Origin of the sequence: Tenacibaculum sp. 190524A02b, assembly GCF_964036645.1 — a bacterium.
Taxonomy (GTDB): Bacteria; Bacteroidota; Bacteroidia; order Flavobacteriales; family Flavobacteriaceae; genus Polaribacter; species Polaribacter vairaonense.
On the sequence record NZ_OZ038525.1, the window covers coordinates 560,703 to 587,315 of the forward strand.

Below are 26,613 nucleotides of genomic sequence, written 5' to 3' on the forward strand. Positions count from 1 at the left end.
ACTACGACTTTGTAAGGTCTTTAAATACTGAAACTCAAAAACTTCATCTTAATTTAGTGATGGCTAAATATTTATAGGTAAAATGAGCTTCGAGAATTGGGTAAAAGAGCAATTTATATTAATAAATCAGGAATTTCAGAAACTGAATTTTAATAGTAAGTCTATTAATGAGCTTACAGAAGAAACTTCTTATAAATTGGGTATGTTTATCCCAGTTTATGACCCAACTACAGGTAAAACTGTCAAATTTCCTCACATAGATAGATATGAAAGCTTATCAGGTTATCAGCTTAGGCAAGAAAAAGGCGAGCCTAACGGATATGTAGGACTTAATAGTTCAAGTAAAATCAATGAAGTATTCATACCTGATTTGCCTATATCACGAATTACTAGTCTACAAAGTGGCTTAGATAGAGACATATCTGGTCTTTCAATAACTGGAGATACTAATAAAATACTTACGTTAACACGATATGACGGAAGTGTAATTAATGCATCTTTTAAAGATATTGATACTGATTCTGATGTGTTTCTGAATAGTTTGAATTTTAATATTTCAACTGGAGTTTTCACGGCAGTATTAAATGATAATGAGACAAGTTCAGTTTCATTAGATGGTCGTTACTCATTGTTAAGTCATAAACACTCTTTTAATGACTTAACAGATTTACCGACTTCATTTGTTCCGTCTGAGCATTATCACGATGACAGGTATTTGAAACTTACGGGAGGTTTGGTAAGTGGAGATATGACTTTTGATGGAGAATCTACTTTCAATGGAACATCTAAATTCGATGATGATGTTGAAGTTTATGGAGTTTTATCTACAGATGCAGAAGTTTTTTTGAGGGATAATGTTTTTTGTGAACATTCTATACAGGTCGAAAAATCAATAGTAATAGATAAAAATAAAAGTTTATCAGGTATTGCAAATTCAATCTTTACAGTAAAAAAAGATTCTACGGTACCGGGTATAGATGTTGCTTCATTTATTGATGTAAATAGAAATACGCCGACCAATGCAACAAGTGATTGTTACGGTTCGGTAGTTCGTTTAAAAAACGCATCGAATTTTGATAGTAAAGGATTGATTGCAGCGAATTATGTTGCAAATCATGTTGGTGGTGGGAATGCTGATTATTTATACGGATCACTTTTTAAATCAGCCTATAACGGTAGTGGAAACATAGATTTTATGTTGCCAACATCTCATAAGTTGGAAATAAAAGGAATTGGCGTTGGAACCGTTGATTATGCTAGGGGATTGTCTCCGCATATACTTATCGATAATCCGAATATTACAGTTAACAATGCACAAGGTATGCACCCTACTATCAAGTATGTAAATGGAACTATAAAAGATTCCCATGTACTTTATCTAGATGTTGATTATGATACAAATGGAAGTGCAAAAATTATAGGTGATTTTGCTTATATTCAAGCAGGTAATGATCAATTACCCGCTGTTGAAGGATCAGCTCATTTTATAAAATCTCTAACAACTCTTCCGAGTTTGTTTTCTGGAATAATCGAAATGAATGTGTCTACAAATGACATAAAAGAGGCTTCTAATCGATGCTTATTAAATAAACAGTATGCTGATGCTAATTACCTAAAAAATGCAGGGGATTTAGTTATAAGTGGAAGTTTAACGTCGAATGCTTTTTTAAGATCTACTACTTTAATTTCAAGAAGCCCATTGCCATCATTTATACTTGAAAATTCATCTTCTGGTAAAAATGCGGTATTTATTCAAAATTCAGAATTAACAAAAAACATTACAGTTTCTAGCCCTAAAGAGAGTGGTACATTGGCTTTGATAAATGATATAAAATCTAGAATTAAATATTCTAGTACAACTCTGACTAATGAACAATTAAATTCTGATTTTCCTGCGGGAGCAAATAACCCAAATGGTATGTCAGTCTTAAACCCGTATAAAAAAGAGCTTCACTTTAGGCTTGATTCTATAACCTGGGGGAAAATAATTTTAACATAAGATAAAATGGAAAAACAAAAAAAAGAGCAAAAACAGATTGATTTAACAGATGAGTTTAAATCAGCTTTAAACATATTATTAAACACTGCTGAATTGGCAAATTCTAGAGGTGTGTTAGGTACTTTAAGGGATTCTGCATTAGTGTACAATGCTGCAGAAATAGTAAAACGAAATATTAGCGATTAAATTTAAATTCCCCATGATTACAGTTATTACAAATAGCACACTATTAAAATGGATATTTGGGTATTCATTTACTCTAAGTTCATTAGCTTTTATTGAACAGGAGTTTACACAGACTGATTTCTTTTTACAGATTCAAAATGCAATACCTAGTAAAATAGCTATGATTCTAGGTATTGTTTATGGTATTGTAATTCTTTTGGGAAGGGTTTCTAAAGAATGGAAACAACATGTATTGAATATCCAAGAGATTAAGAAGGGTAAGGAAGAAGTTGAGCAAGAAACAATCATAACAGATAGAATGAAAATTGATGTTAATTCCGTCCCTGTCAAATATGAAGAAATAGAATATCCAAACAATAAAATAGAAGATGAATAAGATTTTAGAAATAGCATTAAGCCAAATAGGTATCAAGGAAGTTAAAGGAAGTGCAGACAATCCTGAAGTATTAAAATACTTTGATGAAATAGGATTTAATGGTAGAAAATTACACGATGAAACTGCTTGGTGTAGTGCTTTTGCTAATTGGGTAGCTAAAACAGCAGGCATGCAATTTACAGGGAAGTTAAACGCTAGAAGTTGGTTAAAAGTAGGTAGAGAAGTTACAAGCCCACAAATGGGTGATGTAGTAGTTTTATGGAGAGAATCGCCAAATAGCTGGAAGGGACATGTAGGTTTTTTTATAAGGAAAACTAATCGACATATCTACATTCTTGGAGGCAATCAAAGAAATAGTGTATGTATTATAGCTTACCCTATAAACAGATTGTTACAATATAGAAGACTATGAAAAAAGATTTCATATATATAGGAATCATTTTATTAATTCTAATAGTTTTTTTTAAGTGTGATTTTAATAAAACAAATGCTAATCCTGGCGGTACTTCTGTTGATAGTACTAAAGTAACTTTAAAGCTTCCTGAAAAAAAAGGAAGCTTTAGTGTTAAACAGCCTAGACCTATTGTAATACACAATTACATATCAGAAAATAAGAATTACGAAAAGTTAATTGATAAAATTGAGAAGAAACACAAACAAAAAGCCGATTCTCTTACTATTTTACGAGAACTATTACAGGCTACTAAAGTTAGAACCTATAAAGAGCATTTTGAAGATTCTATAATTAGTGCTAATGTCACAACTGAAACTAAAGGGTATTTAAAATCAATAGATTTTGATTATAAACTAAAGCCTCAGAAAGTTTCTTTTTATGAAAAAACTATTACTAAAAATGTTAAACCTAAATTTTCTCTTTTAGTAGGAGGTAAGGTAAATACTTCATACGATTTCGAAAAAGCTTCATTTGAATTGAATTTGGGGTATCAGGACAAAAAAGGAAATATTATAGAGTTTGGTGCTAATACGCAAAAGCACTTTACTATAGGTTATAAGAAAAGTATATTTAGTAAGTATTAAAATAAAATTGTCGTGTTTAATGCCGTGTTTAAATTAAAAAAAAGACTTATTTTTGTTGAATCAATATTTTTTAAACACCTGTAAAACAGTGTTTTAAGTATGGTCTTATAAAGGTAGCTGGATTGTGGTTCCGGAGGTCGTGGGTTCGAGACCCATCTTTCACCCAAAACCAAAGCCCTTTATACAAAGGGCTTTTTTGTGTTTTTTACTTTCCTGTAAGTTTTGTTTTTATCGGTGCCGTCCCTACAAACGTCCCTATTTTTAAAATAAAACAAAATGAAAAAAAACAAGATCAATTAAAATTATCCAACAGTTGTAAGTCTTCTATTCCTGTTGTTACTCCTAAAAATTGGAAAACTGGAGGAAAAGAGCTTTTAGAAAAAGAATGGAAGATTCAGTATTACTTTAGAAATCCAAGATGTATAAATTAAAAATAATCAGAATAAGAAAAATTTTTAATATTAAAAAAATCGGCTAACACCATAAGTTAGCCGATTCATTTAAATAGATAAATAGAATAATCTTTTGTCTCCCCAAACAAAAATTATACTACAAATGTATTAAGCAGTAAGTAATGATTTAACTTATTACAATAAGTATAATTTATAGTGGTATAAGAAACTTTATTCAAAAAGATAAAAATACTATAGATGATAGATTTACTACTATTTTATTAGAAGAAAAAAGTGCTTGTAGTGTACTAAAAGATTATTTAAGTTAGTAAATATAGCATTCATAACAGTCTCCATAAGTATACAGAGATTAAACGGTATAATTTTTTAATTCATTGAGAAGTATAAGGGGAAAAAATGTTGGGGAGACTTCTCAATAATATTGGTTATATGTTTTTAAAACCTAGTACTAGGAGTTTTTATAATATTTTTATCAGAGTTTATATAAATGTTTCTTTCTAGTGACCTCAGGGAAACAGGGGTGAGATTTATTTTATGTTTCATTTATATATTCAATAATAAAAAGAACAAGTTAACTTTCAGAAACTAAAAACTGGTTATTTGTTATTTAGTTACATTCTTTTGACACACAATTTTTTAATAAGTCACAATTAATTTATTGTTTTTAAGTTGTTTATAAATAAAACAAAAGCTTCTCAAAAAATTTGAGAAGCTAAACTAAACAATTGTATTAATTTTTTTAAGAACCCCTTCTCTTGTTCTAAATCAAATTATACACTGCAATAGTCGTAAAATAAAGAGCTACTTACAATAGATTTATGTTAAAGTTCTTTTTTTTAACATAAGTTTTAGATTTGCTTCAATCATTTAATAAAAAATGCCTCCCGTTGTTTGGGAGGCAGTCAATATAGCCGATTAATTTGTGTTACGGTATTAACCGTTAACTACTACACAAGTTTAAGATACGTAAAATTTTGATAATAAAATAATTAAATATAAAAAGAAAGCTCCCTAAGGAGCAATCTAATGTAATATATGAAAACATACGGGGGGATAATCTTTTGGAAAAGACTCTTGATTCAAGAGTCTTTATGAACCTACTGTAATAATGTATAAAGCTATGCTTTGTACATATGCAATTTAGTGAAAATCAGTGTTGTATGAAAGAGGGGAAACACCTTATTGTTATATAGGTAGAAACCATTAAAAGCATACCTGATACCCCTTAGTGTAAAAATTACACATAATTAAACAGCTAATATTGAAAAAGCTGTAATAAGAAATCAGTCTAAATAAACAAAAGCCTATTTGTAATAAATTTTTTCTTGTTTATAAAAGAATATAATAAGAGAGATTTGCTGTGTAATTTATAGAAGGAAGTATATTTTAATTAATAAAATATAAATTTTAAATAAAGCAATGGTTTGTTTTACCAAAAGAAGTATTTAAAATACCAGTCATAAAAAGAAAAAACCTCTCTAAAAAGAGAGGTCAGCTAAATAAAGCCTATTTTTTCACGGTTATAAAAGCCGCTTACTACTACACATTACAAAATTATACAATTAAAAATTTACTATTGTTAGATTAAAGTAAAATAAACTTAAAAAGAAAGCTCCCTAAGGAGCTAAAAATCTAATCTATAATCTATTTGTTGAGGAAGATTATTTCTTTTTTTAAAAAGACCCTTTAATTAATTAAAGAGTCTTTAAGAACAACATACTATATAACATTCGAAACAATATTCAAGCATAAGCAAGTTACATAATAAAAAGAATAAAAAAAATGAGTAAAACTACTGTAAATCAAATACCTATAATCCATTAGAGCTGTTACCTATTTTCCCTTAATAAAAAAACAGGGCTAAGTAAATTAATTTACCGAACCCTGTATCTAAATAAAAAACCGTATAAAATTTATAAAAAGTAATTCTCTAACTTATAATTGCGCAATTATATTTGAAACTCTTTTTTGTAAGAAATTTAAAACATCTAAATATTTGATGTTAAATTGCGCTCTTTTACTAATCTCAATAGCTGGAATAATATTTCGTGCTCTAGCTTTAATTAATTCCTTAGACTCAGGTTTAGATAAGTCTAGTCTTTTAAAATCGAATTCTAACTTGTCAATTCTTTCAATTAAAATGTTCATGATTTTTTGTTTTGGGGGTTAGTTAAATTATTTAAAATATTAATACACATATGTTGATAAACCTTATGTAGTTTAGTGTTAATAATTAACAGTCCAATTTTAAAGAGTAGGCTATAAAATTAATTGGATACACGTCGCGTTTACTAGCATAGTAACCTATACTTTGGTTAGTAAACTATAACAAATTAACAACATCTTGTAGTTTTTTAAAACCCCCAGTATCCCTAAAAGATTTCTAAGGGGAAACACTTAACTGTCTAAGGGTTATTGAGTAAGAGGTGTTAGGGGGATTGTGTACAGCATTTTTGTACTTATGTTTACAGTACAATTGTAAAGTTAAGGCTATATTTGTTGAGTAACCCCAATTAATTAAGAGTGAATGAAAGTACATATTGCAGATGATCACGTTATTATTTATGAAGGCGTTAAAGTTTTATTGGAAGCTTATGATATAGAAGTGGTTGGCCATAGCTTTAACGGAAAGCAAGTAATAGAGTGGTTTAAAAACAATGAAGCAGATGTATTAATAATGGATTATAGAATGCCAGAAATGGATGGAGGTGATGTACTAGAGTATTTTGTAGCCAATAATATTGAGCAAAAAGTATTAATGGTATCAGAGTATGCCCATTACAATTTTATTAAACATGCTATAAATAATGATGCTAGCGGATACATATTAAAAACAGAAGCACATGAACTATTAGTAAATGCTTTAGAAAAAATACATAGCGGACATTTTTATTTTTCTGATTATGTAAAAGACATTATAATAGGGTATGAAAGTGGTCATAAAAAAGACGATACACCTTTTGAAGATAAGTTATCTAGCAAACAAAAAGAAATTTTACGACTCATGTTACAAAATTTTTCCAATACAGAAATAGTAGAAAAATTAAACATGGATGATGCTACCTTACGAACGCATACCAAACGCATGCGAGAAAAGGTAAATGTTAAAACAAATGTAGGTTTAGTAACCTTAGCTATAAAAGAAGAATTTAAGTAACAAATAACCAGTATATTTATGTAAAAACGGCTTTTGTATCTTTATGTAATTGAATAACCAAAAAACATAAAGAAACATGAAAAAAATTTACGTATTGATTACCGTATTAAGTTTAGTTTTTACAGCCTGTACAGACAATACCACAGAACATGAAGAGCTTCTTAAAATTCAAGCAACAGATAAAGAGGGGAGTAGTACTTCAGAAGGAGAAAGTGGAGGCAACGGGGATAATGATGAAGGCTAAGCAGAGCTTAGTTTATATATCTGTTGTGTTTTGCGCTATACTCTTCTATTCTCATAAATTTATACAACCATATAGTAATGATTATTGGAGTAAATTAAAAGAACATGAAAAACTTAAAAAAGAAAGAACAATAGCTTTAAGCAGGGTTAAAGATTATGCTAAAGGTACTGTTTATTATGAAGATTATAAGCGGATAAGGGATAAGACAAATGAAGCTTGGAGTGTTTTTAAAAGAGCAGAAGAAAATGAAAAAATTTATGGTTTTAATTCAGTTCATTACTTTATAGAAAGGTTAGGGTTAACTGTTTTGATTTTTATTTATTCCCTATATAACTTATTTCGTTCTTTTTATTACGAACGTAGAAATATGGCTAGTAAAGTATTTCATGGGTTTGTTATCTCTGTAGCGATGTTTTACTTCTTTTGGATATTTAGCGTATTTCAAGATTTTAGTAAAGTAACTTATTTAATAATGACGCTGTTTTCGGCAAGTTTGGTAGTTACAGGTGTTTACTTTTTTACTAGGTATAAAGAAAGCTATATTAACAAACTAAAAGGAAATGTACGAGAAATATCAAAATTTACCATAAAGAATACCAAACCAGAGAAGCAAGCAGAAATGTTTGAAGTTTTAGAAAAAATAGCCAAAACCAATTAACAGTATTCTAAGTAAATAATTGTTTATTAGTGTAAACAAACCTTGGTGATAATTTACTGAGGTTTGTTTTTTTATAACAGAACCTTTCGCGACACTCTTTTAGATTATAGGTAAAAGTAATATTGTCTTGCAAATAATTTAGTTTTATATTTGACCCAATAGAAGACAATAAAAAATATTTTTCTTACTAAGGAAAAGAGTATTAAGAAGAAAGTGTAAAAGGAAAGAAAAAGTGAGTTAAATTGTTAAAAACTAAACCTAATAATTGAAATATGAAAATATTAAAAGTACTACTATTAATAGTAACTTTTGTTACTTTTTATAGCTGCTCAAATAATTCAGATAATATTCAGGATGATAATAATATTCCTACTCCAAAGGAATATAACTTTTCTATTACTCAATCTTTAAACGATATTCAAGAATTAGATAAAGTAGAGTTTAAAATTGGAAATAAAGAAGATGTTAATATTAATGAAGTAAAATGGTATGTTAATAATAATTCAGTAGAAGGATATTATGATTTGCATTATACTTTTAGCGCTTTTGGAGAGTTTAAAATAAAAGCAGAAATTATTTACTATAAACCACAAAGCAGTAACTCAGAAACAAAAATTGTAGAAAAAACAGTAACTGTTAAAGAAAAACCTAAATATTTAGTTACAGTTAAAAAGGTAGAAGTGTTGGCTTATAGTTATTTTGAAAATTTTAAATACAACCAATTTAACCGTTGCTCAATGAAAAGCTATTTCCAAATAGAAGGTAAAGATGAAGTTGGAGGATATGCTATACTACATACTTCTTCTGAAAACTTGGAGAACGCTAGAGTGTATTTATATGATTTTAAGGTAATGAGTTGGGATATTTCAGCTGTAGATTATAAAATAAAAGTTTATAAAACAGGAAATTATTACCCAAATAGTCAATGGTATAGTAGTATTTTTAAATTTTATGGAGCAAGTGTTGTATATGGAGAAGCTTATAAGGAGTTAACTTCGTATTATCTAGACTTAAATCCATATAGAATTACTAAACCATCGGAAGTACTAGCTAATAGTGGAGGTTTACAAATAAAGTTAACCTTAGAGTGGAACTAAAAATAGAAGTAAATTATAATATAGTAAAAGACTCACCTATGTGGTGAGTTTTTTATTTGAGTTAAAAACAAAAAGTAATTAATGATAAGAATAGCCAAAAACATAGTAAGTATAATAATAACAGTAACATTACTTTATAATTGCAAATCTGAAAAGAAACCCCAAAAGTTTGATTATGGTAAGGTAACAGGCAATATGTATACTAATTCTTTTTTTGATTTTGAGGTTAAAATTCCTGAAGGTTGGGCAGTACAGTCTCAAGAACAAACTCAAAAACTAGCAGAAAAAGGAGCAGAACTTGCTGCTGGTGATGACGAGTATTTGAAATCGGCGGTTAAATCTGCTGAGGTAGATTCAGCCAATTTGTTAGTAGTGTATGAGTATGAATTGGGAACAGAAGTAACTTATAACCCTAATTTTATGCTATTGGCAGAAAATTTAAAAAATACTCCAGAGGTTAAGAATCCGGGAGAGTATTTACTGCATGCAAAAAAGTTATTACAACGTTCCGCTATTGAATATCATTTTGAAGAAGACGAATTTGAAAAGGAAATAATAAGTGGAGAAACGTTTTATACAATGCGTTGTTCAATAAAATATCTAGGAACAGAAATAAAGCAAAAGTATTATTGCGTATTTAAAAAAGGCTTTTGTTTAAGTATAATAGTTTCTTATTTAGATGTTTACCAAAAAAGGAAACTAGAAGCTATAGTAACTGAGAGTAAATTTAAATAATTATTCGTCATTTAAATTCCAGTTGTATTCCATATAACTAATTGTAGCATCTTTTTGAATGTTTATTAAAACATATTTGTTAATATAGTCAATCAAGCTTTCATTCTGAGTGAAATCACCTTCATACCATTCAAATATTTTTGACAGTTTTAGTTTATTTTTAGTTACAATATTTCTAGTTGTGTCATTAATAAAACCTTTCATTAATACTTCTAGTTGTTCATCAACGCCTTTTTCTGTAAAGGCAATAACGGCAACTTTTGGACTTGATTTACTGGCGGAATTAAACCCTGCGTGAATTCTTGGATCTTTAAACTTTTTTCTAATTATTTCATGTTCAACTTGGTTTAAAGTATATACCTTACTACCAACATTGACAAAAGGAATTTCCCATACACTTTTCCCTTCTTTTTTTACGGAAAGTATACTACTTTTTTTACTTTCTTTATAAGAATAGTTAATGATAACTTCCATGTTTTTTTCCTTTTCTTGCTTAACTATGGAGCTTTTTTGAAATGGATAATTATCAATAATAATTTTTAAAACATACGCATTATAGACGTTCATCCAAAAAGCTTTCTCTTTGCTTATAGACCATTTTTCTGTAGGACTTGTTTGAGCTAAAAAATTCAAATAAGTATCTAGATAATGTTTATCTTCTTTTAACATACAATAATTAACATCTCCTGTACTTGGGTTAACATGTTTTTTCAAAAGATAATTGTAAGCTTCTTCTTGGCTTACTACTGTTGAAGCTAGGAATAAATTAAGTATAAGAATGGTTGTAATTTTCGAGAACATCTTATTTAAAGTTTATGGTTGGTTGTATTCCAAAGGTATTAGTTGTAATAATAATTTGACTGAAAGTTTAGATGAATTTAAGTAAAAGTATAGGTGAGTTGTAAGTATACAGAGTTAATTTAAAAACTTTATTGTGCCTGTAAAAATGTAATACAAAAGGGAGCTTACTAACGTATGTTTAATTAAAAAGCTCACCAAAATTGGCGAGCTTTTTTAGATTTAGTTGTTTGTTGTTTTAGTGTGTGTTGTGTGTAGGTGTATTTATTGTAGCCCAAAAGGGTTTTCAATAGAAAGCATGGGTTCCGTAAACCATTTAGGCCCGTCTTCGGTCATATAAATATGATCTTCATGACGAATGCCAAAAGCATCTGGAACACATATCATAGGTTCGTTACTAAAACACATACCCGGTTGTAGGTTTGTGTTGTCATTTTTAACAATATAAGGCCATTCATGAATGTCTAATCCAATTCCATGACCTGTACGATGAGGTAATCCTGGTAATTTATAGTCAGGACCTAAGTTATGACTTTCTAATACTTTTCTAGAAGCATTATCAATATCAGCACACGTATTGCCTAGCTGCGCAGCATTAAAAGCAGCCAATTGTGTTTCCTTTTCAATGTTCCAAATAGTACGTTGCTGTTCAGTTGGTGTACCAAACACATAGGTTCTAGTAATATCTGAAATATAATCATGAAGTTGGCATCCAGTATCTACTAAAACTACTTCATTTTCTTCTAAATTCTTAGGTGTTTTAACACCATGCGGAAAAGAAGAGTCTACACCAAAAAGAACAATACAAAAATAAGACCCCGATGGAATTCCATAACGTTTGTGCGCCTCATTAATAAAATCAGTAACCTCTTTGGTGCTAATACCAACACGTAAAATTCTAGCAACTGCTTTTTGTACTTCTAAAGTAATATCCATAGCACGTTGCATAATAGCAATCTCAGCTTTAGATTTTATCATTCTACAAGTAGCAGTCACAGATTTAGCATCCTCAAACTGATAACTTGAAGTTAGTTTTATAATACCATTAGAAACAAAAAACGGAGTAGCTTCATCAATAAGAATAGTACCGCTAGTAATGTTTTTTTCGTTTAATAAATCTAAAAATAAAACATATGGATTCTCATGTTCTTCCCAGCAACGAACAGTACCTTCTACCAGCATAAAGTCTAAAATAGTACCTTCCTCAAATTTAGGAGCAATGTATTCTAGATTGCCATCAGCATATAAAATAGCTCCAACCATACGTTCACTAGAACTCCATCTTGTACCAGTAAAATAATACAAGTTTGTTCCCGCATGTAAATACATAGCTTCAGCTCCTTGCTCTTTTAATAAAGCAGTAGCTTTTTCAATACGTTGTGCAAATTCTTCTTTTTGAATAGGTTGAACATCGCTTACATTTGGTTTAATTTTAGCTAATTCTTCAGCTATTGTAGAACCTCCAATACCAATCATGTATGTATAGTTTAATTATTGTATAATTTATAAATTGTTGTTTCTTGCCCTAACCAAGTTTGTAATTTAGCATATACTTTATCTTGATCTTCTTTAGAAAAATGTTTAATTCTTGTTGAATGATCAGCTTTCTCTAATACCATTTTTAAAGCATCTACTTCAGGTTTAGGAGTTGGAGCACAAGCACCCCAAGGATCATAAGCACCGTATATGTATATAATCTTATTACCTTTATTTTCAACAAAATCTCTAACCTTAGCAATATAATTAGGATTATAAGTTAAATCTACGCCTTCTGGAGCAAAACGTTTATTAGAAGTACTTTTAACCACTTTTAATAAATCTTTCACAGGCTCAAAATCAAAACCATAATAACCTAATTCTTTCATGTGTTGGTAAAAAGAAGGTAAGTATTTATGATAGCCTTTATCACTATAAAAACCAATACCAACATCTTTATGAAAATAAGCTACAATATCTTTTACAGAAGCATCTGAACTAGGTAACTTATCACAAGCACCGCCACCCCATTGCCAAAAAGAGAAAGGGAATTCCAATACCGTATATTCTAGAGCTTCTTCATGAGGCACTTTTGTAAAACTTAATTTGTTTTTCGTTGCAATTTCATTAAAAGCTTCTAAAGCTTCTGTTCTATTTTCTAAAACTCTTCTTTGTAAAGTTTTGATTAAATCTCTACACTCTTTAGTTCCAACAGAATTAATCAAGTCTGTAGTTCGTTGATCTTCGGTTCCGTTAATCAATGGAGCTACATAAGGAACTGCTACATCTACATCATTTGGATATTTAGATTTATAAATTAAAGTAGTTTCTCCTCCTTTACTAATTCCTGAAGAAAGCCATTTTCCTTTGTATAATGTTTTTAACTTAGTAACAATACCATGATAATCTTCAATAGCATTATCATTAGTTAAATATTTCCAAGGAATAGAATCGGGTCTAGACTTACCATACATTCTATATTCTACAATTACTTGATTTCCTTTAAAAATCTTACTTAATTCAGTAGTTCTGTTGTAAGATCCATATCCATCAGTAATTAATACAGTTGGTTTAGTGTAGTCTGTATGTGATACATACATATGATGCTTAAAAGTACCTTCAGCAGGGTTTTTAGGATTTAAATGTTGATTTAAAACAACTTTATAAGCTTCAGTAAAATGATCTTTAGTTTTTATAGAGTCAATAGTTGCGTCTGGAAACAGAGCTTGCAACTGTGTTTTAAAACTTTGAGGCTTTTTTTCTTCTTTGGAAGTTTTACAAGAAAAACTAACCGCTACTAGAAGAAAAAATGCTAGCGTATTTGATAAATATTTCATTAAAGTAAGTTATTAGAAAAGGTAAATATACAAGCTCTAAGATAAGAAGAAGTAATATAATATTATCTATATCTTATATTATATTTGTGTGTTAAAAGGTAATATTGAATGTGATTTATAGGAAATAGTTATTTTTAACCCTATGAATAAAATTAGCCAGATATCCGATACGTTTATTGAGGAAAACACAGTGTTTTTAGAATTAATTAACGAACTACACACTACATTTTCCGCTAACGATGTAATAGTGCCTATGCGTCATCATCATGATTTTCCTAACCCAGAAGTAAATGCAGATTCTACTTTATTACTAATGCCAGCATGGAGTCCAAGTAAAAGTGCAGGGGTTAAAATAGTAACAGTGAGCCCAGAAAACGCTCAGTTTGATTTGCCATCAATTAATGGAACCTATTTATATTTAGATGCCGTAAAGGGAACTATTAAAGCTATTTTAGAAGCTAAAAGTTTAACAGCAAAAAGAACTGCTGCTGCATCTGCATTGGCTTCTTCTTTTTTGTCAAGAAAAGATGCAAGTAGTTTGTTAATGATTGGTACAGGAGCGTTATCAACAAACCTAATCAAAGCACATGCTTCGGTAAGACCTATAAAAGAAGTGTTTGTTTGGGGACGTAATTTAGACAAAGCTAAAGTCATATGTGAAGTTTTAAAAGAAGAATCGTTTACGATAATTCCCATAGAAAAAATAGAAGATAAAATATCAGAAGTAGATATTATTTCTAGTGCAACTTTATCACCAACGCCATTAGTATTTGGAAAGTATTTAAAAGAAGGACAACATTTAGATTTAGTTGGAGCTTACAGAAAAGATACTAGAGAGGCTGATGATGAAGCAGTTCAAAAATCATCAGTATATATTGATACTTATCAAGGAGGATTAAAAGAAGGAGGAGATATTGTAATTCCTTTAAAAACCGGAGTATTAAAAGAAGATGAGGTACAAGCAGATTTATTTGAATTATGTTCGGGTAAAAAGTCAGGAAGAAAATCTGATAATGAAATTACATTCTTTAAATCTGTAGGACATGCTTTGGAAGATTTAACAGCGGCTAACTATTACTATAAAAAATTCACGAATGAGTAAAGTATATCAAAATATTTTAAAACAAACTGATTTTCAAACACCCAAAGATTGGTTACAAATAAAAACCATTGATATGCATACTGGAGGTGAGCCTTTACGTATAGTTGTAGATGGTTTTCCTGAATTAAAAGGGAGTTGTGTATTAGATTATAGAAGGTATTGTAAAGAAAATTATGATACTTTAAGAAAAGCCCTGATGTTTGAACCTAGAGGTCATGCAGATATGTATGGTTGTATTTTATTACCTCCTAATGACGATGAAGGTGATTTTGGAATTATCTTTTTGCATAATGAAGGGTATTCAACTATGTGCGGACATGCAATTATAGCCATTTCAACATTAGCTATAGAAATGAATTGGGTAAATGTTAAAGAAGGAGATAATGTATTAAAAATTGATGCGCCTTGTGGAAGAATAGTGTCTTATACTAGTGTTAAAGAAGGTAAAGTAACTGGAGTTCGTTTTCATTGTGTACCTAGTTTTGTAGTAGGTTTAGATAGGGTAGTAGATGTGAAAGGAATAGGTAAAGTAACTTATGATTTGGCTTATGGAGGTGCTTTTTATGCCTATGTAGATATGGCAAAAAACAATTTCGATTTTGACTTAACTACCAATAATTACAGAAAGTTAATTTCTACTGGTATGCAGATAAAACATGCTGTAATGAATTCGGACAATGAGATAGAACATCCTTTTGAAAAAGATTTAAGCTTTTTATACGGAACCATTTTTGTTGATAATACTAAACAAGCATCAGGAGTTGATAGTAGAAATGTATGTATTTTTGCAGAAGGAGAAGTTGATCGTTGCCCAACAGGTTCGGGAGTATCTGGACGTATGGCAATTCATAAAGCAAGAAAAGAAATTGGTTGTGAAGAAACTATGACCATTGAGAGTATTACAGGATCAGTATTTACAGGATCAGTAGTGGCAGAAGAAGATTATGGTACTTTTAAAGCTGTGATTCCACAAGTAGAAGGAACTGCTTATATTACTGGTAAACATACTTTTGTGATTGATCCAAATGATCCAATGAAAGATGGTTTTATATTAAGATAATTTTTCAATATCAAAATACATATAAAAAGAAAAAGGCTGTCAGAAAAGACAGCCTTTAGTTATATAAAATAACGGAAGTTATAATTATTTTAAACTCCCAGTCATATCTTCAGGTTTTACCCATTGGTCATATTCCTCAGCAGTAACATAACCTAAGTTAATTGCCTCTTCTTTTAAAGTTGTACCATTAGCGTGCGCAGTATTAGCTATTTCAGCAGCTTTATAGTATCCTATTTTAGTGTTTAATGCTGTAACTAACATTAATGAGTTATTTACAAGTTCATTAATTCTTGTATGATTAGGCATTATACCAGCAGCACAATTTACATCAAAAGATACACACGCATCTCCAATTAATTGGGCAGATTGTAAAACATTAGCAGCCATCATTGGTTTAAATACATTTAATTCATAATGACCTTGAGTACCTCCAACAGTTACTGCTACATCATTCCCCATAACTTGCGCGCACACCATGGTAATAGCTTCTGCTTGAGTTGGGTTTACTTTACCTGGCATAATTGAAGAACCAGGCTCATTGGCAGGAATAATAATTTCACCAATACCTGAACGAGGTCCGGATGCCATTAAGCGAATATCGTTAGCAATTTTATTTAAAGAAACGGCTAATTGTTTTAAAGCACCATGTGTTTCTACCAATGCATCATGAGCAGCTAAAGCTTCAAATTTATTTTCAGCAGTAACAAATGGTAATCCAGTAAATTCAGCAATGTATTTAGCTACAAGAACATCATAGCCTTTAGGTGTATTTAAACCTGTACCTACCGCAGTTCCACCTAATGCTAATTGAGCTAAATGAACTAAAGAGTTTTTTAAGGCTTTTAATCCAAAGTTTAATTGGGCTACATATCCTGAAAATTCTTGACCTAAGGTTAGGGGAGTAGCATCCATTAAATGCGTACGTCCAATTTTTACTACATCATTAAAAGCTTCAGATTTTGCTTGTAAAGTATCGCGTAATTGTTCAATACCAGGAATAGTAACTTCCACAATCTTTTTATAGGCAGCAATATGCATTCCAGTCGGGAAAGTATCGTTTGATGACTGCGATTTGTTTACATCATCATTTGGTTGAATTGTTTTTTCACCTTCACCAATCACTTTTCCAGCAATCTCATGAGCACGGTTAGCAACAACCTCATTTACATTCATGTTTGATTGTGTTCCAGAACCTGTTTGCCAAATTACTAAAGGAAATTGATCATCATGTTTACCAGCTAAAATCTCATCACAAACCTGTCCAATTAAATCGCGTTTTTCTTCTGCTAAAACACCTAACTCACAGTTAGTAAAAGCAGCTGCTTTTTTTAGATAAGCAAATCCGTAAACAACCTCTAAAGGCATAGAAGCAGGAGCACCGATTTTAAAGTTATTACGAGAACGTTCTGTTTGTGCTCCCCAATATTTATCAGCAGGAACTTCTACTTGTCCCATAGTATCTTTTTCGATTCTGTATTTCATTTGTATAGTGATTTTAATATGCTTTAATTATTGATGTCCAAAATTACAAATTCTAATAGTTTTACTTATTGATTTTTACTATATTTTATTGTCGGATACAAAAAATAATTATAATTTTGTATCCCGATAACAATTTATAATAATAGACAAATGTTAGATTTTTCAGAATTCTCAGGTTTAGTTTTATTCATGTTTATATTTACAGCTGGATTTTGGTTGTTAATTTTCTTATTGACATTTGTAGTTCCTTACTGGATTGGTGGAACTATCTGGGAAAACATCAAATTAAAGAAAGAAGCTAAGAAAGCTGCTCAAGGTAAATAAGAGTAGTTATTTATAAAATATTTTTAAGCCCGTTCATTTTTGAGCGGGCTTTTTTTCAAGTTAATGCGAACTGTAACACTTTAAAGTTTTAGGGGGCTATTTAGTAGTGTAAAAATAACTACGATGAAAAAACTACTTTGGATTTTATTTGGGATATTATGTTCGTTGATAGGTTTATATCCTATTACTTATTTTTTAATTGATAGAAAGTTTGGATTATTAGCTTCAAAATCGACAGAGCTTTTAAGTGATAACGTATGGAATATAGCTTTCTATGCTCATATTATACTTGGAGGGTTGGCATTATTAATAGGTTGGTTACAGTTTAATAAAAAGTTAAGAAAAAGAAATATTAAATTACATAGGTTAATTGGAAAAATTTATACCATTGCCGTTTTAATTAGTGGATTAGGAGGTTTATATATTGCCTTATTTGCTACAGGAGGTATTATTAGTGGAACTGGTTTTTTTTTATTAGGTATAGTTTGGTTAACCACAACCATTTTTGGTTTTAATGCTATTAAAAAAGGAAAAGTTGAGTTACATAAAAAGTTTATGATTTATAGTTATGCAGCATGTTTTGCAGCGGTAACTTTAAGAATTTGGCTGCCATTATTAATAGCAGGTTTAGGTGGTTTTACGGTAGCTTATAAAATAGTAGCATGGCTTTCTTGGGTTCCAAATATATTGGTAGCATATTGGATAACTAGAAAAAGTAATGCTTTTTGAAAGGATAATAGTTGTCTGCAAAAAGAACTTAAAATATTAATATCCCCCACTCTTATTTTCCCAAAAAACTTTTAAAGCATCTATTATAGTGATAACAGGGCTAATGATAAGAATTAGGATGGATAGTAGTATTTCGGTAATTCTTTTCATAAAGAGAGAAACTTTTCTCGTTTCTAAAAATTCAGTTTTAAGATAATCACAGCTTTTTTCATAAATCAAAAATAACATAACAAATTGAATAAAAGCTTATTCGATGTAGAATAAGCTTTTATTGGTCTCAAAAAAAGTTAAAACTATGCACTTTAGTGCATCTGGCTTTAGCTTCTAAAAACTTTCGTTATATTTATATAATATCAGTTAGTCAAAGAAGAAATAGCCATTCAGTAAGTCGTTTAACAGTACATATAGTTTGGAGTACAGGCAATATTACAGATAAAATGGTAAATGAATATTAAGAGCATCATAGAAAACCATATGATGACGGTTCAAACTTTATATTAGAATGACTTTTAGTTGTAACAAAAACTTTGGCACTTTCAGTCCATAATGGTTTATTTTCTTCTGAATTATCTATTTACTTTTCTATCTAAAACATAAGTAGTTATTAAAAATAGTAAGGCAACAGTTGCAGGATAAAATTCATTATCATTTACTGCTATATGTGCTGAAATTGCTAATAAAAAATTAAAGAAAAAACCAGCATATGCCCATTCTTTTACTGTTTGTGGAACTCGAAACCAAATAGCAATTAAGCCTAAAATTTTAACAATACCCATTGGGTAAATTAAATAGGTAGGGTAATTAATTTGTGTAAACATTCCTTTTACCATTTCATGATTAAAAAAGTATTGCAAGGCTCCCACCAATACTAATAGGGTGAATACTATTTTTACTACTTTTCTCGTGATGATCATTTTTTTAGTCATAATATTTAATTTTAATTTATTTTAAGTGTTTATATTTTACATGTAAAATATTTGGATAAATTTTTTATTCCTTCAATTTGTCTAATATGTCACTGCTGAATTGGGCTTCTTCAACAGAAATATTGTTTAAAAAATCCATTAAACCTATTTCATCACTTTTTTTATCAATATTTTCTAATAACAAAAGCCCTTTATCGGTAATACGAACATAAACAACTCGTCTATCTGTATCAGATCGTTTTCTTTCTATTAATTCTTTCTCTAATAATTTGTCAGATAATCGTGTAGTATTAGGAGTTTTATCTATCATTAAAGATTTAACATCATTCATGTTTCTCCAGTCATTAGATCCTTTTAAAATTCTGAGAATATTAAATTGTTGCATAGATATTCCAAATGGTTTAAGAAAATTAGAATAGGTGTTTCTAAACCAATTTCCAGTATGTATAATATTGGCTATTAAACGGTGTCTACTGTTTTCAAAATTAGTTTTTATGTCGTCATCTATTTTTGCCATGCAAGGCAAAGGTAGTTAATTTATTTTACATGTAAAATATTTACAAGTGTAAAAATAAAAAACCAATGTAGTAAGTATAAATACATTGGCTTTTATTATAAAAATTCTTCACGATTACCCACCAAATTCTTCACCGCCACCATCATATTGTCTACTAGGGCGTTCACGTTTTTTCTTCTGATTAAATCGGTACGTAAAACTTAAAGAAATTTGTCTTTCTCTCCATTGAAAAGCACCTTCAGAAATGGAAGTAGGCATTTCTCTTCCTCCAAAATAAGTTGTGTTTTCTCTTTTACGAGTATTAAATAAATCACTTACGTTTAATACAAGAGAAGCTTTGTCTTTAAATAAGTCTTTGCTAAAAGCTAAGTTTGTAACAAACATTCCTTTTCGGTCACTTTGAGCATCTGATCTTGGTCCACGGTACATTAAACGAGTTTGCCATTGTATTTTTCCTGGTAAGGTAATTCTAGAATTAAAACGAGCAAACCAACTACTTTCATTAACTTCGTTTAATATAACAGATTGATTAGCTCCTTGTATATCTGTATAATTATAAGTAAAAGCTTCTGTGTTAAACTTAAAATAGTTAAAAGTTGCTGATAAACGTGCCCATCTTGCAGGCGAATAATTACTAGTAAATTCAAAACCGTACCTGTTTTCGGTACCTAAATTAACAGGGGTTCTAACAAAAACAGTTTGCTCTTTTCCGTTTACAATTCTTTCTTCTCTAAAAGAAATTCCTTGCATAATATCTGTTGAATACTGATAATAGATAGAAGAATTTAACGTAAGCTTTTTAATTTTTGTAGTATAACCTAAGTCAAAAGAACTGGTGAAAGTAGGGTCAATATCTGGGTTACCTTTAAAAATATTGGTGGCAGAACTACGAGACTCAAAAGGATTAATAAACCAGTAACGAGGTCTTCTAAGTCTTCTACTATAGCCAAGGGTTAAATTATCAGTGTCATTTAATTCATAACCTAAATTCACAGTTGGGAACCATTCTGTATAATTTTTGTCGGAGAAAGAGTTATCGGTAAGTACTCTCAAGTCAATATCAGTAATTTCTGTACGCAGTCCTAATAAATAAGAGAATTTGTTTATTTTATTACCGTATTGTGCATAAAAAGCATAAATATTTTGTTTAAACTCAATAGCATTAGAAGGGTCATACTGAAAAGGATTTCCCAATTGATCTCGTACTTTAAAATCAGAGAATAAATCTTGTAAAGTGGATTTGTGCCCTAATTCTATTTGACTATTTTCTCCAATAGGATGCACGTAATCTATTTGAATTAAATAATCCTGAGAATTTGTTATTTGTGAGTTTTGTTCAGACAAAACATTGTTAACTACTACAGGGGAATTTTCTTGTTCTTCACTATTACTATATTGCAAGTCAATAATTAATTTTTTACCCTTTCCATCAAAATTATTTGTATAATTTAGGGCGTATTGTGTATCAGTTCCATCTTCTTCTTCTGTTTCAATACGAGTTTCTTTAAATAGATTTAGAGAAGTGTCTGTAAATAAGTATCTATCTGTTAAATTCGTTGCAACATCATCGCCTTTAGAGTTACGATAGAAGAAAGAACCAGTAATAGAACTATTTTTTGTTAAATAATACTCTAAACCTAAAGAGGCATTAAAATTGTTGTTTTTTCTATCAAATACACGGTCCTCTACCTGTGTACTATCAATAGTTCTAGTGTTTCTATTAATATAAGAAAACTCAGAAAAAGAATTACCAGGTCCTTTCCTATAAGAATAACCTAGATTTGAAAATAAGTTAAACTTTTTAGTTCTGTAATTAAGGTTGGGTGAAAAGCTAAATTGAGTAGGGATTCCTACAGTGGTATTTATAGAACCATTAAAACCAGTAATTTTACCTTTTCTTAAAATAATATTTAAAATACCTGCGGTTCCTTCAGCGTCATACCTAGCAGATGGAGAAGTAATCACTTCAACCTTTTCAATAGCTTCAGCAGGTAAGTTGCGTAAAGCATCCGTACCATTAAGTCCAACCAAAGCAGAAGGTTTACCATCAATTAAAATACGTACATTTTCATTTCCACGTAAACTTACGGCTCCTTCGGCATCAACATTTACAGAAGGAACATTATCGAGCACATCACTTGCATTTCCTCCTTTTACTGTCATATCTTTACCAACGTTATATATTTTTTTATCCAATCGGATTTCAACAGTAGATTTTTCCGCTATAATTTCAACTTCTTCTAAAGTTTCTGCATCTTCACTTAATGTTATAGTACCTAAATTGGTGTCAGTAAATAATTTTTGGTTAGGAAGGCTTTTAGATTTAAAACCAATAAATTCAACTTTAACGGCATAGATTCCTTTTGGAATTTCTATTTCAAAATTACCATTATTATCGGTAACTCCACCAGTAACTTTTTTTCTTTTCAAGTGTGTTAAAATAATAGTTGCATATTCCAAAGGTTGTTGGGTTTGGGTTTCAATTATTTTTCCTGTCAACTTCACTTTAGGTATATTTCCTTTAAAATTGGGTCTTTGTGCAAATAAGGAAGCACTAAGGAATAAAAAAAGTAGTGTTATGTTCTTCATGAAATTAGTTTATAAACCTCTTTGACTGCTAAGTTCTTTATTGGTTTAAAAACGTCTTGTTAAAGCTATGTTAAATTAAGTTTATTATCTAGTTTGACTTAATAAAAAAGTATCCGTTTTATTAATTATATAGCTTATTATTTTTCATTAGGAAATAAAAACGTTTAGTTAGGAAATAAAAATATTTTTTGATTTTGTATAGTTTTTACATTTGAAGAATTATTTAAATTTTTTAGGTAGAGTAAGTTAGTGGCTATTGTTGTTTTCTAAGATTAATTTAAAGAGTGTAATAACAACTATTTTACCTTCATTTTCAAAGGCTATTTTTTCGGAAACATTACTAAGTTGAAACTAAACTGTATGTATAAATTAATACTTCGGTTTAGGTGTTACATGTATTGTAAATGTTAAAGGAGGAAACTGAAAATCCTTATTAAAAGAGTAGGTATTATATGATTTTTAAATAAAAAACAATCTTTAAAAGATGAAGAACCAAGTCAATCAAAAAACAACAATTATAAGCTTATTGATGAGCTTATTTCTTATTCAATTTTGTTTATCACAAAATTTAGTTGAAAACCCAAGTTTTGAACAGGGAACTCCCCCAAATAATCAAGGAGAGCTACATAGAGCTACATATTGGACACATTATAAAGGAGAATGTATTGCTTATAACCCAAATATTCAAAGTACATTTCCAAGCTCAGATTTATTTGACAAAAATAGTTCTTCTGCTCAGATAGGTGTTCCAAATAATAAGTTTACAACGTCAGCAGGATTAGCAGAAAGAACAGGGAAAAATAGATATGCAGGAATATACACAGCTATATATCCACCTAGTCCAGCTAGCGAAGAACGAATTAGAGGAACTTTAAAAAATGTTTTACAAGCTGGAGGATATGATTTGTCTCTTTATTTGGCTAGAGCAAAAAACTTTTATGCATTATCTAATCCACAATTAGATCCTGTTAACTATTATAATGTGGAGGTTGTATTACGTAAAGGTAATTCTTGTATACAGAGTAAAATCATTTATACCTCACCAAGCATTACTAATTTTCAATGGCAGAAATATAGTACTGTTTTTAGTATTTCTCAATCTGAAGCCAATATTTATGATAAGGTAGAAATAAGACTAAAAATGTGGCCTATTGAAAAAATGGGGAATAATAATGCTAGAGCTATTTTAGTAGATGATGTTAGCATTTCTAAAGTAGTGTGTAATTTAAATGCAGCTTTCACTAATAATTTAACATGTAATGAGAAATCCAATACTGTTTCTATTAATGTTAATAATACAGGAACTAATCCAAATGGTACGGCACATATGTATGAAATATCAGAAATGAATAGTTTAAGCATAGCAGATGCGGATGTTGTAAGTGTAGTAGGATATGTGTATGCAGCATCTGGTACATATAACGTTCCTAAAATTGCAGGAAAATATTACATGATTAAGCATGGAGTATGGACATCGATTTGTACCTGGAAAGAGCAAAGAAAAGTAATACAAATTCCTTATTCTTTTAACCAAATGGTGGATTCAGGTTTTAATGGTTATATTAATTCGTCATCAAATGGAAGCTTAACTATTGATGTAAATGCTGCAGTACACACTAATGTAGTTAGTAATTGGATTGTTTTTAAAAATACAGTAAATACTTACCCTAGTCTTACTACATGGAGTTTACATACTTGGGTAAGTTCTAATACCCCAACTCATGCTTATAATGTGCCTAATGTACAAAATGGAATGTTCTATTTAGTAAGGCATATATCAAGAACAAATTGCTCTCAAATTAGTTATACAGATAAAGTATTTTATGTGTTTATGAATGAAGAGATGTTAAGTAAGAAAGAAAGTAAATTTAGCTATAAATTAGTTTCTGAAAAGCAATATTTTGTTTCAAAAATTAATCATGAAAAAAATATGAGCCAAATAAAAAACATGAAAAATGAAATTAATGAAGTGAATTACATAAAACTTTACCCTAATCCATCTGTAGAGGAAGTATTTGTAAAAAGTAATATTAGCTTAAAAGGAGCAAAAATAGAAATAGCTGATAAATATGGGGAAGTAATTTACCATGGTATTTGGAGTAAAGATACTTCTATTAAAATAAATACTCTAAAGTCAGGAGTGTATATAGTTACTGTTAGAACATTAAAAGAGACTTTCTATGATAAACTGTTAATAGAATAGATTTCAGAAAATAACCCAATATAGTTTTTTTATAAATCAAAGGCCAGAAGAATTTATTTTCTTCTGGCCTTATTTATTTAACTTTTATAGTTTAAAAACTATAATGCTATTTTTTATTTTTAGCTCTTTGTTGAGCTGCTTGTTGTTCTTGAGCTTGTTTCATTGCGGCGTCTAAGCGTTCACGGAACTTACTCTTTTTAACAGGTTTCTTCTTGTTTTCTTCTATCTGTGCGTGAATTTTAGCTTCATCAATAACAAAGTTTTTAATAACAAACATAATAGCAATGGTTAATAAGTTTGAAATAAAGTAGTATAAACTTAATCCACTTGCGTAGTTGTTAAAGAAGAATAACATCATAATAGGAGAGAAGTATATCATATACTTCATCATTTTGCTCATATCAGGCATTCCTTCTTGAGGAGGAGCTTGCATGTTTGCTTGTTGACTTTGGTTCATTTTCATGTAAAAGAAAATAGCAATAGAAGCTAGTATTGGGAATAAACTTACATGATCACCATACCATGGAATTTCAAATGGTAACTTGAAGATAATATCATATGATGATAAATCATTAGCCCATAAGAAACTTTTTTGTCTAAAGTCTATGTTAGTAGGGAAAAACTTAAATAAAGCAAAGAATACTGGCATTTGTAATAAAGCAGGAATACAACCAGACATCATACTAACTCCTGCTTTTCGTTGTACAGCCATAATTTCTTGCTGGCGTTTCATAGCATTTTCATTACCAGGATATTTTTTGTTAATTTCTTCCATTTCTGGACGAATAACTTTCATTTTAGCACTAGATAAATACGATTTATAAAGCACTGGTGACATGATAATACGAACTACAATAGTCATTAAAATAATGATTAATCCATAGTTCCCAATAAAACCTTTTAACATGTTAAATACAGGGTAAAATATAACACGGTTAAGTGTTCCAAAGATACCCCAACCTAAATCGGCAGTTTCATCTAAATCTGTTCCTTTGTATGTTTTTAATAAATTATAGTCAGTAGGCCCATAAAACCATTGCATGTTATAATTTAATTCACCATTGCTAAGTGCTAGAGGAGTTTTTAACTCATAAGCTTTAGTAAATACAACATCATTTTCTTTGTCTTTAACTAAATCAGTAGAGGTTAAGGTAGCATTGTTAAATGGAGTGTCAGAAAGTAAAACAGATGAGAAAAAGTGTTGTTTATAGGAAACCCAGTTTACTTCATTAACAACTTCTGAATTTCCAGGTCTTAAATAATCCACTTCATCATCAGCTTTGTAATAGTACCAAGAATACATTGTATTTTCAGTTTTCATACTCTTTTCTTGACGAAACGCATTTAATTTCCAGTTTAAGTTGATTTGTTGCGAGCTATTAATAGTATTACTTAAACCTTGAGAACGAACAGCAAAACCAACTCTATAGTCATTAGGTTTAATTTCGTAACGATATTCTAAAAACTTATCTTCGGCTACCTTTAATTTCATTGATAACACCTGCGTATCACCAATTTTTGATAATGTAGGTATAAATAATAAATCTGAAGTATTTAAAATTCGGTTATCAGTGGTACCAAAGTTTATGTTAAAAGAAGCATTCTTGTCTTTGATTAAATATAATGGTAAAGAATCGTGGCTTTTAAAGTTTTTAATTAAAGCTTCAGAAATTTGCCCACCTTTATTATCTATAGTTAGTTTTAATAATTCATTTTCAATAATAGAAGTTCCTTGCTTTGCTGTTAAGGCACTATATGCAAAAGCACCTAGTTTGTTTTGTAAAGCAATTTGTTTCAATGAGTCATTTGATACAGTAGCAGTTGTATTTTCTGAAATTGTAGTAGGTGAGGTAACTTGTTCTGTAGTAGTTTCAGTTGAAGTTTCTGTATTCTCTTCTGGTTTTTGAGTATTCATCCACCAAAGTAAAATTCCCCCTAATAATAACATTCCTATAAAGGAATTAAAATCGAATTTTTTTTGTTCCATTGATTTATTTTATAAATGTCAACCTGTCAGGTTATCTGTTCTTTAATATTTGAAAAACCCGACAAATGTAGTAAAACTAGCATTATTTTACTTAGTTTTCTTCTGATTAATTTTATTATGGTTAGTAGCTCAAAGGCTATTCCAAAACACAAAAAAAATCCTGCAATTCATATGCAGGAT

General features: G+C 29.8%; 24 protein-coding genes. 15 read left to right on the forward strand and 9 right to left on the reverse strand.

Translation table 11 applies throughout. The annotated features are described in order from the left end of the window. Positions 1-82: 82 nt before the first annotated feature. From ABNT65_RS02315 to ABNT65_RS02335, 5 genes are read left to right on the forward strand one after another with little or no spacing between them, the layout of a single operon-like run. On the forward strand, positions 83-1,999 hold the full coding sequence (locus ABNT65_RS02315) for a hypothetical protein (RefSeq protein ID WP_348747066.1): 1,917 nt from the start codon (positions 83-85) through the stop codon (positions 1,997-1,999). Between the two features lie 6 nt (positions 2,000-2,005). Then, on the forward strand, positions 2,006-2,185 hold the full coding sequence (locus tag ABNT65_RS02320; protein ID WP_348747067.1) for a hypothetical protein: 180 nt from the start codon (positions 2,006-2,008) through the stop codon (positions 2,183-2,185). Between the two features lie 13 nt (positions 2,186-2,198). After that, positions 2,199-2,561 carry a hypothetical protein gene (locus ABNT65_RS02325; protein WP_348747068.1) on the forward strand — a complete coding sequence of 121 codons (363 nt, stop codon included), beginning with the start codon at positions 2,199-2,201 and terminating at the stop codon, positions 2,559-2,561. Next, complete coding sequence (locus tag ABNT65_RS02330; protein ID WP_348747069.1) at positions 2,554-2,973, forward strand: TIGR02594 family protein; 420 nt, start codon at positions 2,554-2,556, stop codon at positions 2,971-2,973. The genes ABNT65_RS02325 and ABNT65_RS02330 overlap by 8 nt, the downstream gene beginning before the upstream one ends. After that, a complete protein-coding gene (locus ABNT65_RS02335) occupies positions 2,970-3,599 on the forward strand; it encodes a hypothetical protein (RefSeq protein ID WP_348747070.1) in 630 nt (209 codons plus the stop codon). Before ABNT65_RS02330 ends, ABNT65_RS02335 begins: the two co-directional genes overlap by 4 nt. A 2,348-nt stretch (positions 3,600-5,947) precedes the next feature. On the opposite strand, the gene ABNT65_RS02340 is transcribed toward ABNT65_RS02335, so the two are convergent. Next, the gene (locus ABNT65_RS02340; RefSeq protein ID WP_348702099.1) at positions 5,948-6,160 is read right to left on the reverse strand and encodes a hypothetical protein; all 213 of its coding nucleotides are present in this window, start codon (positions 6,158-6,160) and stop codon (positions 5,948-5,950) included. A 379-nt stretch (positions 6,161-6,539) separates the two neighbouring features. On the opposite strand from ABNT65_RS02340, the gene ABNT65_RS02345 reads away from it, so the two are divergent. The 5 genes from ABNT65_RS02345 to ABNT65_RS02365 all read left to right on the forward strand — a co-directional run bounded on the left by ABNT65_RS02345 (position 6,540) and on the right by ABNT65_RS02365 (position 9,903). Then, on the forward strand, positions 6,540-7,169 hold the full coding sequence (locus tag ABNT65_RS02345; protein ID WP_348736396.1) for a response regulator transcription factor: 630 nt from the start codon (positions 6,540-6,542) through the stop codon (positions 7,167-7,169). 76 nt (positions 7,170-7,245) lie between these two features. After that, positions 7,246-7,413, forward strand: coding sequence for a hypothetical protein (locus ABNT65_RS02350; RefSeq protein ID WP_348702096.1), 168 nt, complete (start codon positions 7,246-7,248; stop codon positions 7,411-7,413). Then, complete coding sequence (locus ABNT65_RS02355) at positions 7,403-8,071, forward strand: hypothetical protein (RefSeq protein ID WP_348702095.1); 669 nt, start codon at positions 7,403-7,405, stop codon at positions 8,069-8,071. The genes ABNT65_RS02350 and ABNT65_RS02355 overlap by 11 nt, the downstream gene beginning before the upstream one ends. Before the next feature lie 272 nt (positions 8,072-8,343). Then, positions 8,344-9,168 carry a hypothetical protein gene (locus ABNT65_RS02360; RefSeq protein WP_348747071.1) on the forward strand — a complete coding sequence of 275 codons (825 nt, stop codon included), beginning with the start codon at positions 8,344-8,346 and terminating at the stop codon, positions 9,166-9,168. Positions 9,169-9,249: 81 nt separating this feature from the next. Continuing rightward, positions 9,250-9,903 carry a hypothetical protein gene (locus tag ABNT65_RS02365; RefSeq protein WP_348747072.1) on the forward strand — a complete coding sequence of 218 codons (654 nt, stop codon included), beginning with the start codon at positions 9,250-9,252 and terminating at the stop codon, positions 9,901-9,903. Here ABNT65_RS02365 and ABNT65_RS02370 read toward each other — a convergent pair whose 3' ends face one another. From ABNT65_RS02370 to ABNT65_RS02380, 3 genes are all read right to left on the reverse strand, one after another. Further along, entirely contained in the window at positions 9,904-10,704 is an 801-nt protein-coding gene (locus ABNT65_RS02370; RefSeq protein ID WP_348702092.1) for a DUF547 domain-containing protein, read from the reverse strand. It abuts the gene before it with no gap. A 261-nt stretch (positions 10,705-10,965) separates the two neighbouring features. Further along, entirely contained in the window at positions 10,966-12,177 is a 1,212-nt protein-coding gene (locus tag ABNT65_RS02375) for a Xaa-Pro peptidase family protein (RefSeq protein ID WP_348702091.1), read from the reverse strand. An 11-nt stretch (positions 12,178-12,188) separates the two neighbouring features. Then, positions 12,189-13,514: a S28 family serine protease gene (locus ABNT65_RS02380; RefSeq protein ID WP_348702089.1), complete on the reverse strand. Its 1,326-nt coding sequence runs from the start codon at positions 13,512-13,514 to the stop codon at positions 12,189-12,191. Positions 13,515-13,656: 142 nt separating this feature from the next. Here ABNT65_RS02380 and ABNT65_RS02385 point away from each other — a divergent pair, with 142 nt between their 5' ends. Continuing rightward, on the forward strand, positions 13,657-14,616 hold the full coding sequence (locus ABNT65_RS02385; RefSeq protein ID WP_348702087.1) for an ornithine cyclodeaminase family protein: 960 nt from the start codon (positions 13,657-13,659) through the stop codon (positions 14,614-14,616). After that, entirely contained in the window at positions 14,609-15,676 is a 1,068-nt protein-coding gene (locus ABNT65_RS02390) for a proline racemase family protein (RefSeq protein WP_348747073.1), read from the forward strand. The genes ABNT65_RS02385 and ABNT65_RS02390 overlap by 8 nt, the downstream gene beginning before the upstream one ends. 84 nt (positions 15,677-15,760) lie before the next feature. Here the strand turns inward: ABNT65_RS02390 and fumC are convergent, their stop codons facing one another. After that, the gene (gene fumC, locus ABNT65_RS02395; RefSeq protein ID WP_348702084.1) at positions 15,761-17,158 is read right to left on the reverse strand and encodes a class II fumarate hydratase; all 1,398 of its coding nucleotides are present in this window, start codon (positions 17,156-17,158) and stop codon (positions 15,761-15,763) included. Positions 17,159-17,308: 150 nt separating this feature from the next. Here fumC and ABNT65_RS02400 point away from each other — a divergent pair, with 150 nt between their 5' ends. Continuing rightward, complete coding sequence (locus ABNT65_RS02400; protein WP_348702082.1) at positions 17,309-17,482, forward strand: hypothetical protein; 174 nt, start codon at positions 17,309-17,311, stop codon at positions 17,480-17,482. A 123-nt stretch (positions 17,483-17,605) separates the two neighbouring features. Beyond that, positions 17,606-18,211: a DUF2306 domain-containing protein gene (locus ABNT65_RS02405; RefSeq protein WP_348747074.1), complete on the forward strand. Its 606-nt coding sequence runs from the start codon at positions 17,606-17,608 to the stop codon at positions 18,209-18,211. 566 nt (positions 18,212-18,777) lie between these two features. On the opposite strand, the gene ABNT65_RS02410 is transcribed toward ABNT65_RS02405, so the two are convergent. The 3 genes from ABNT65_RS02410 to ABNT65_RS02420 form a co-directional block, all read right to left on the reverse strand. Continuing rightward, positions 18,778-19,137, reverse strand: coding sequence for a DoxX family protein (locus ABNT65_RS02410; protein ID WP_348747075.1), 360 nt, complete (start codon positions 19,135-19,137; stop codon positions 18,778-18,780). A 64-nt stretch (positions 19,138-19,201) separates the two neighbouring features. Continuing rightward, the gene (locus tag ABNT65_RS02415) at positions 19,202-19,654 is read right to left on the reverse strand and encodes a MarR family transcriptional regulator (protein WP_348747076.1); all 453 of its coding nucleotides are present in this window, start codon (positions 19,652-19,654) and stop codon (positions 19,202-19,204) included. 114 nt (positions 19,655-19,768) lie between these two features. Continuing rightward, positions 19,769-22,243, reverse strand: coding sequence for an outer membrane beta-barrel family protein (locus tag ABNT65_RS02420; protein WP_348747077.1), 2,475 nt, complete (start codon positions 22,241-22,243; stop codon positions 19,769-19,771). A 484-nt stretch (positions 22,244-22,727) separates the two neighbouring features. Here ABNT65_RS02420 and ABNT65_RS02425 point away from each other — a divergent pair, with 484 nt between their 5' ends. Further along, positions 22,728-24,446: a T9SS type A sorting domain-containing protein gene (locus tag ABNT65_RS02425; RefSeq protein WP_348747078.1), complete on the forward strand. Its 1,719-nt coding sequence runs from the start codon at positions 22,728-22,730 to the stop codon at positions 24,444-24,446. Between the two features lie 106 nt (positions 24,447-24,552). Here ABNT65_RS02425 and yidC read toward each other — a convergent pair whose 3' ends face one another. Further along, positions 24,553-26,433, reverse strand: coding sequence for a membrane protein insertase YidC (yidC, locus tag ABNT65_RS02430; RefSeq protein ID WP_348747079.1), 1,881 nt, complete (start codon positions 26,431-26,433; stop codon positions 24,553-24,555). Positions 26,434-26,613: the final 180 nt, after the last annotated feature.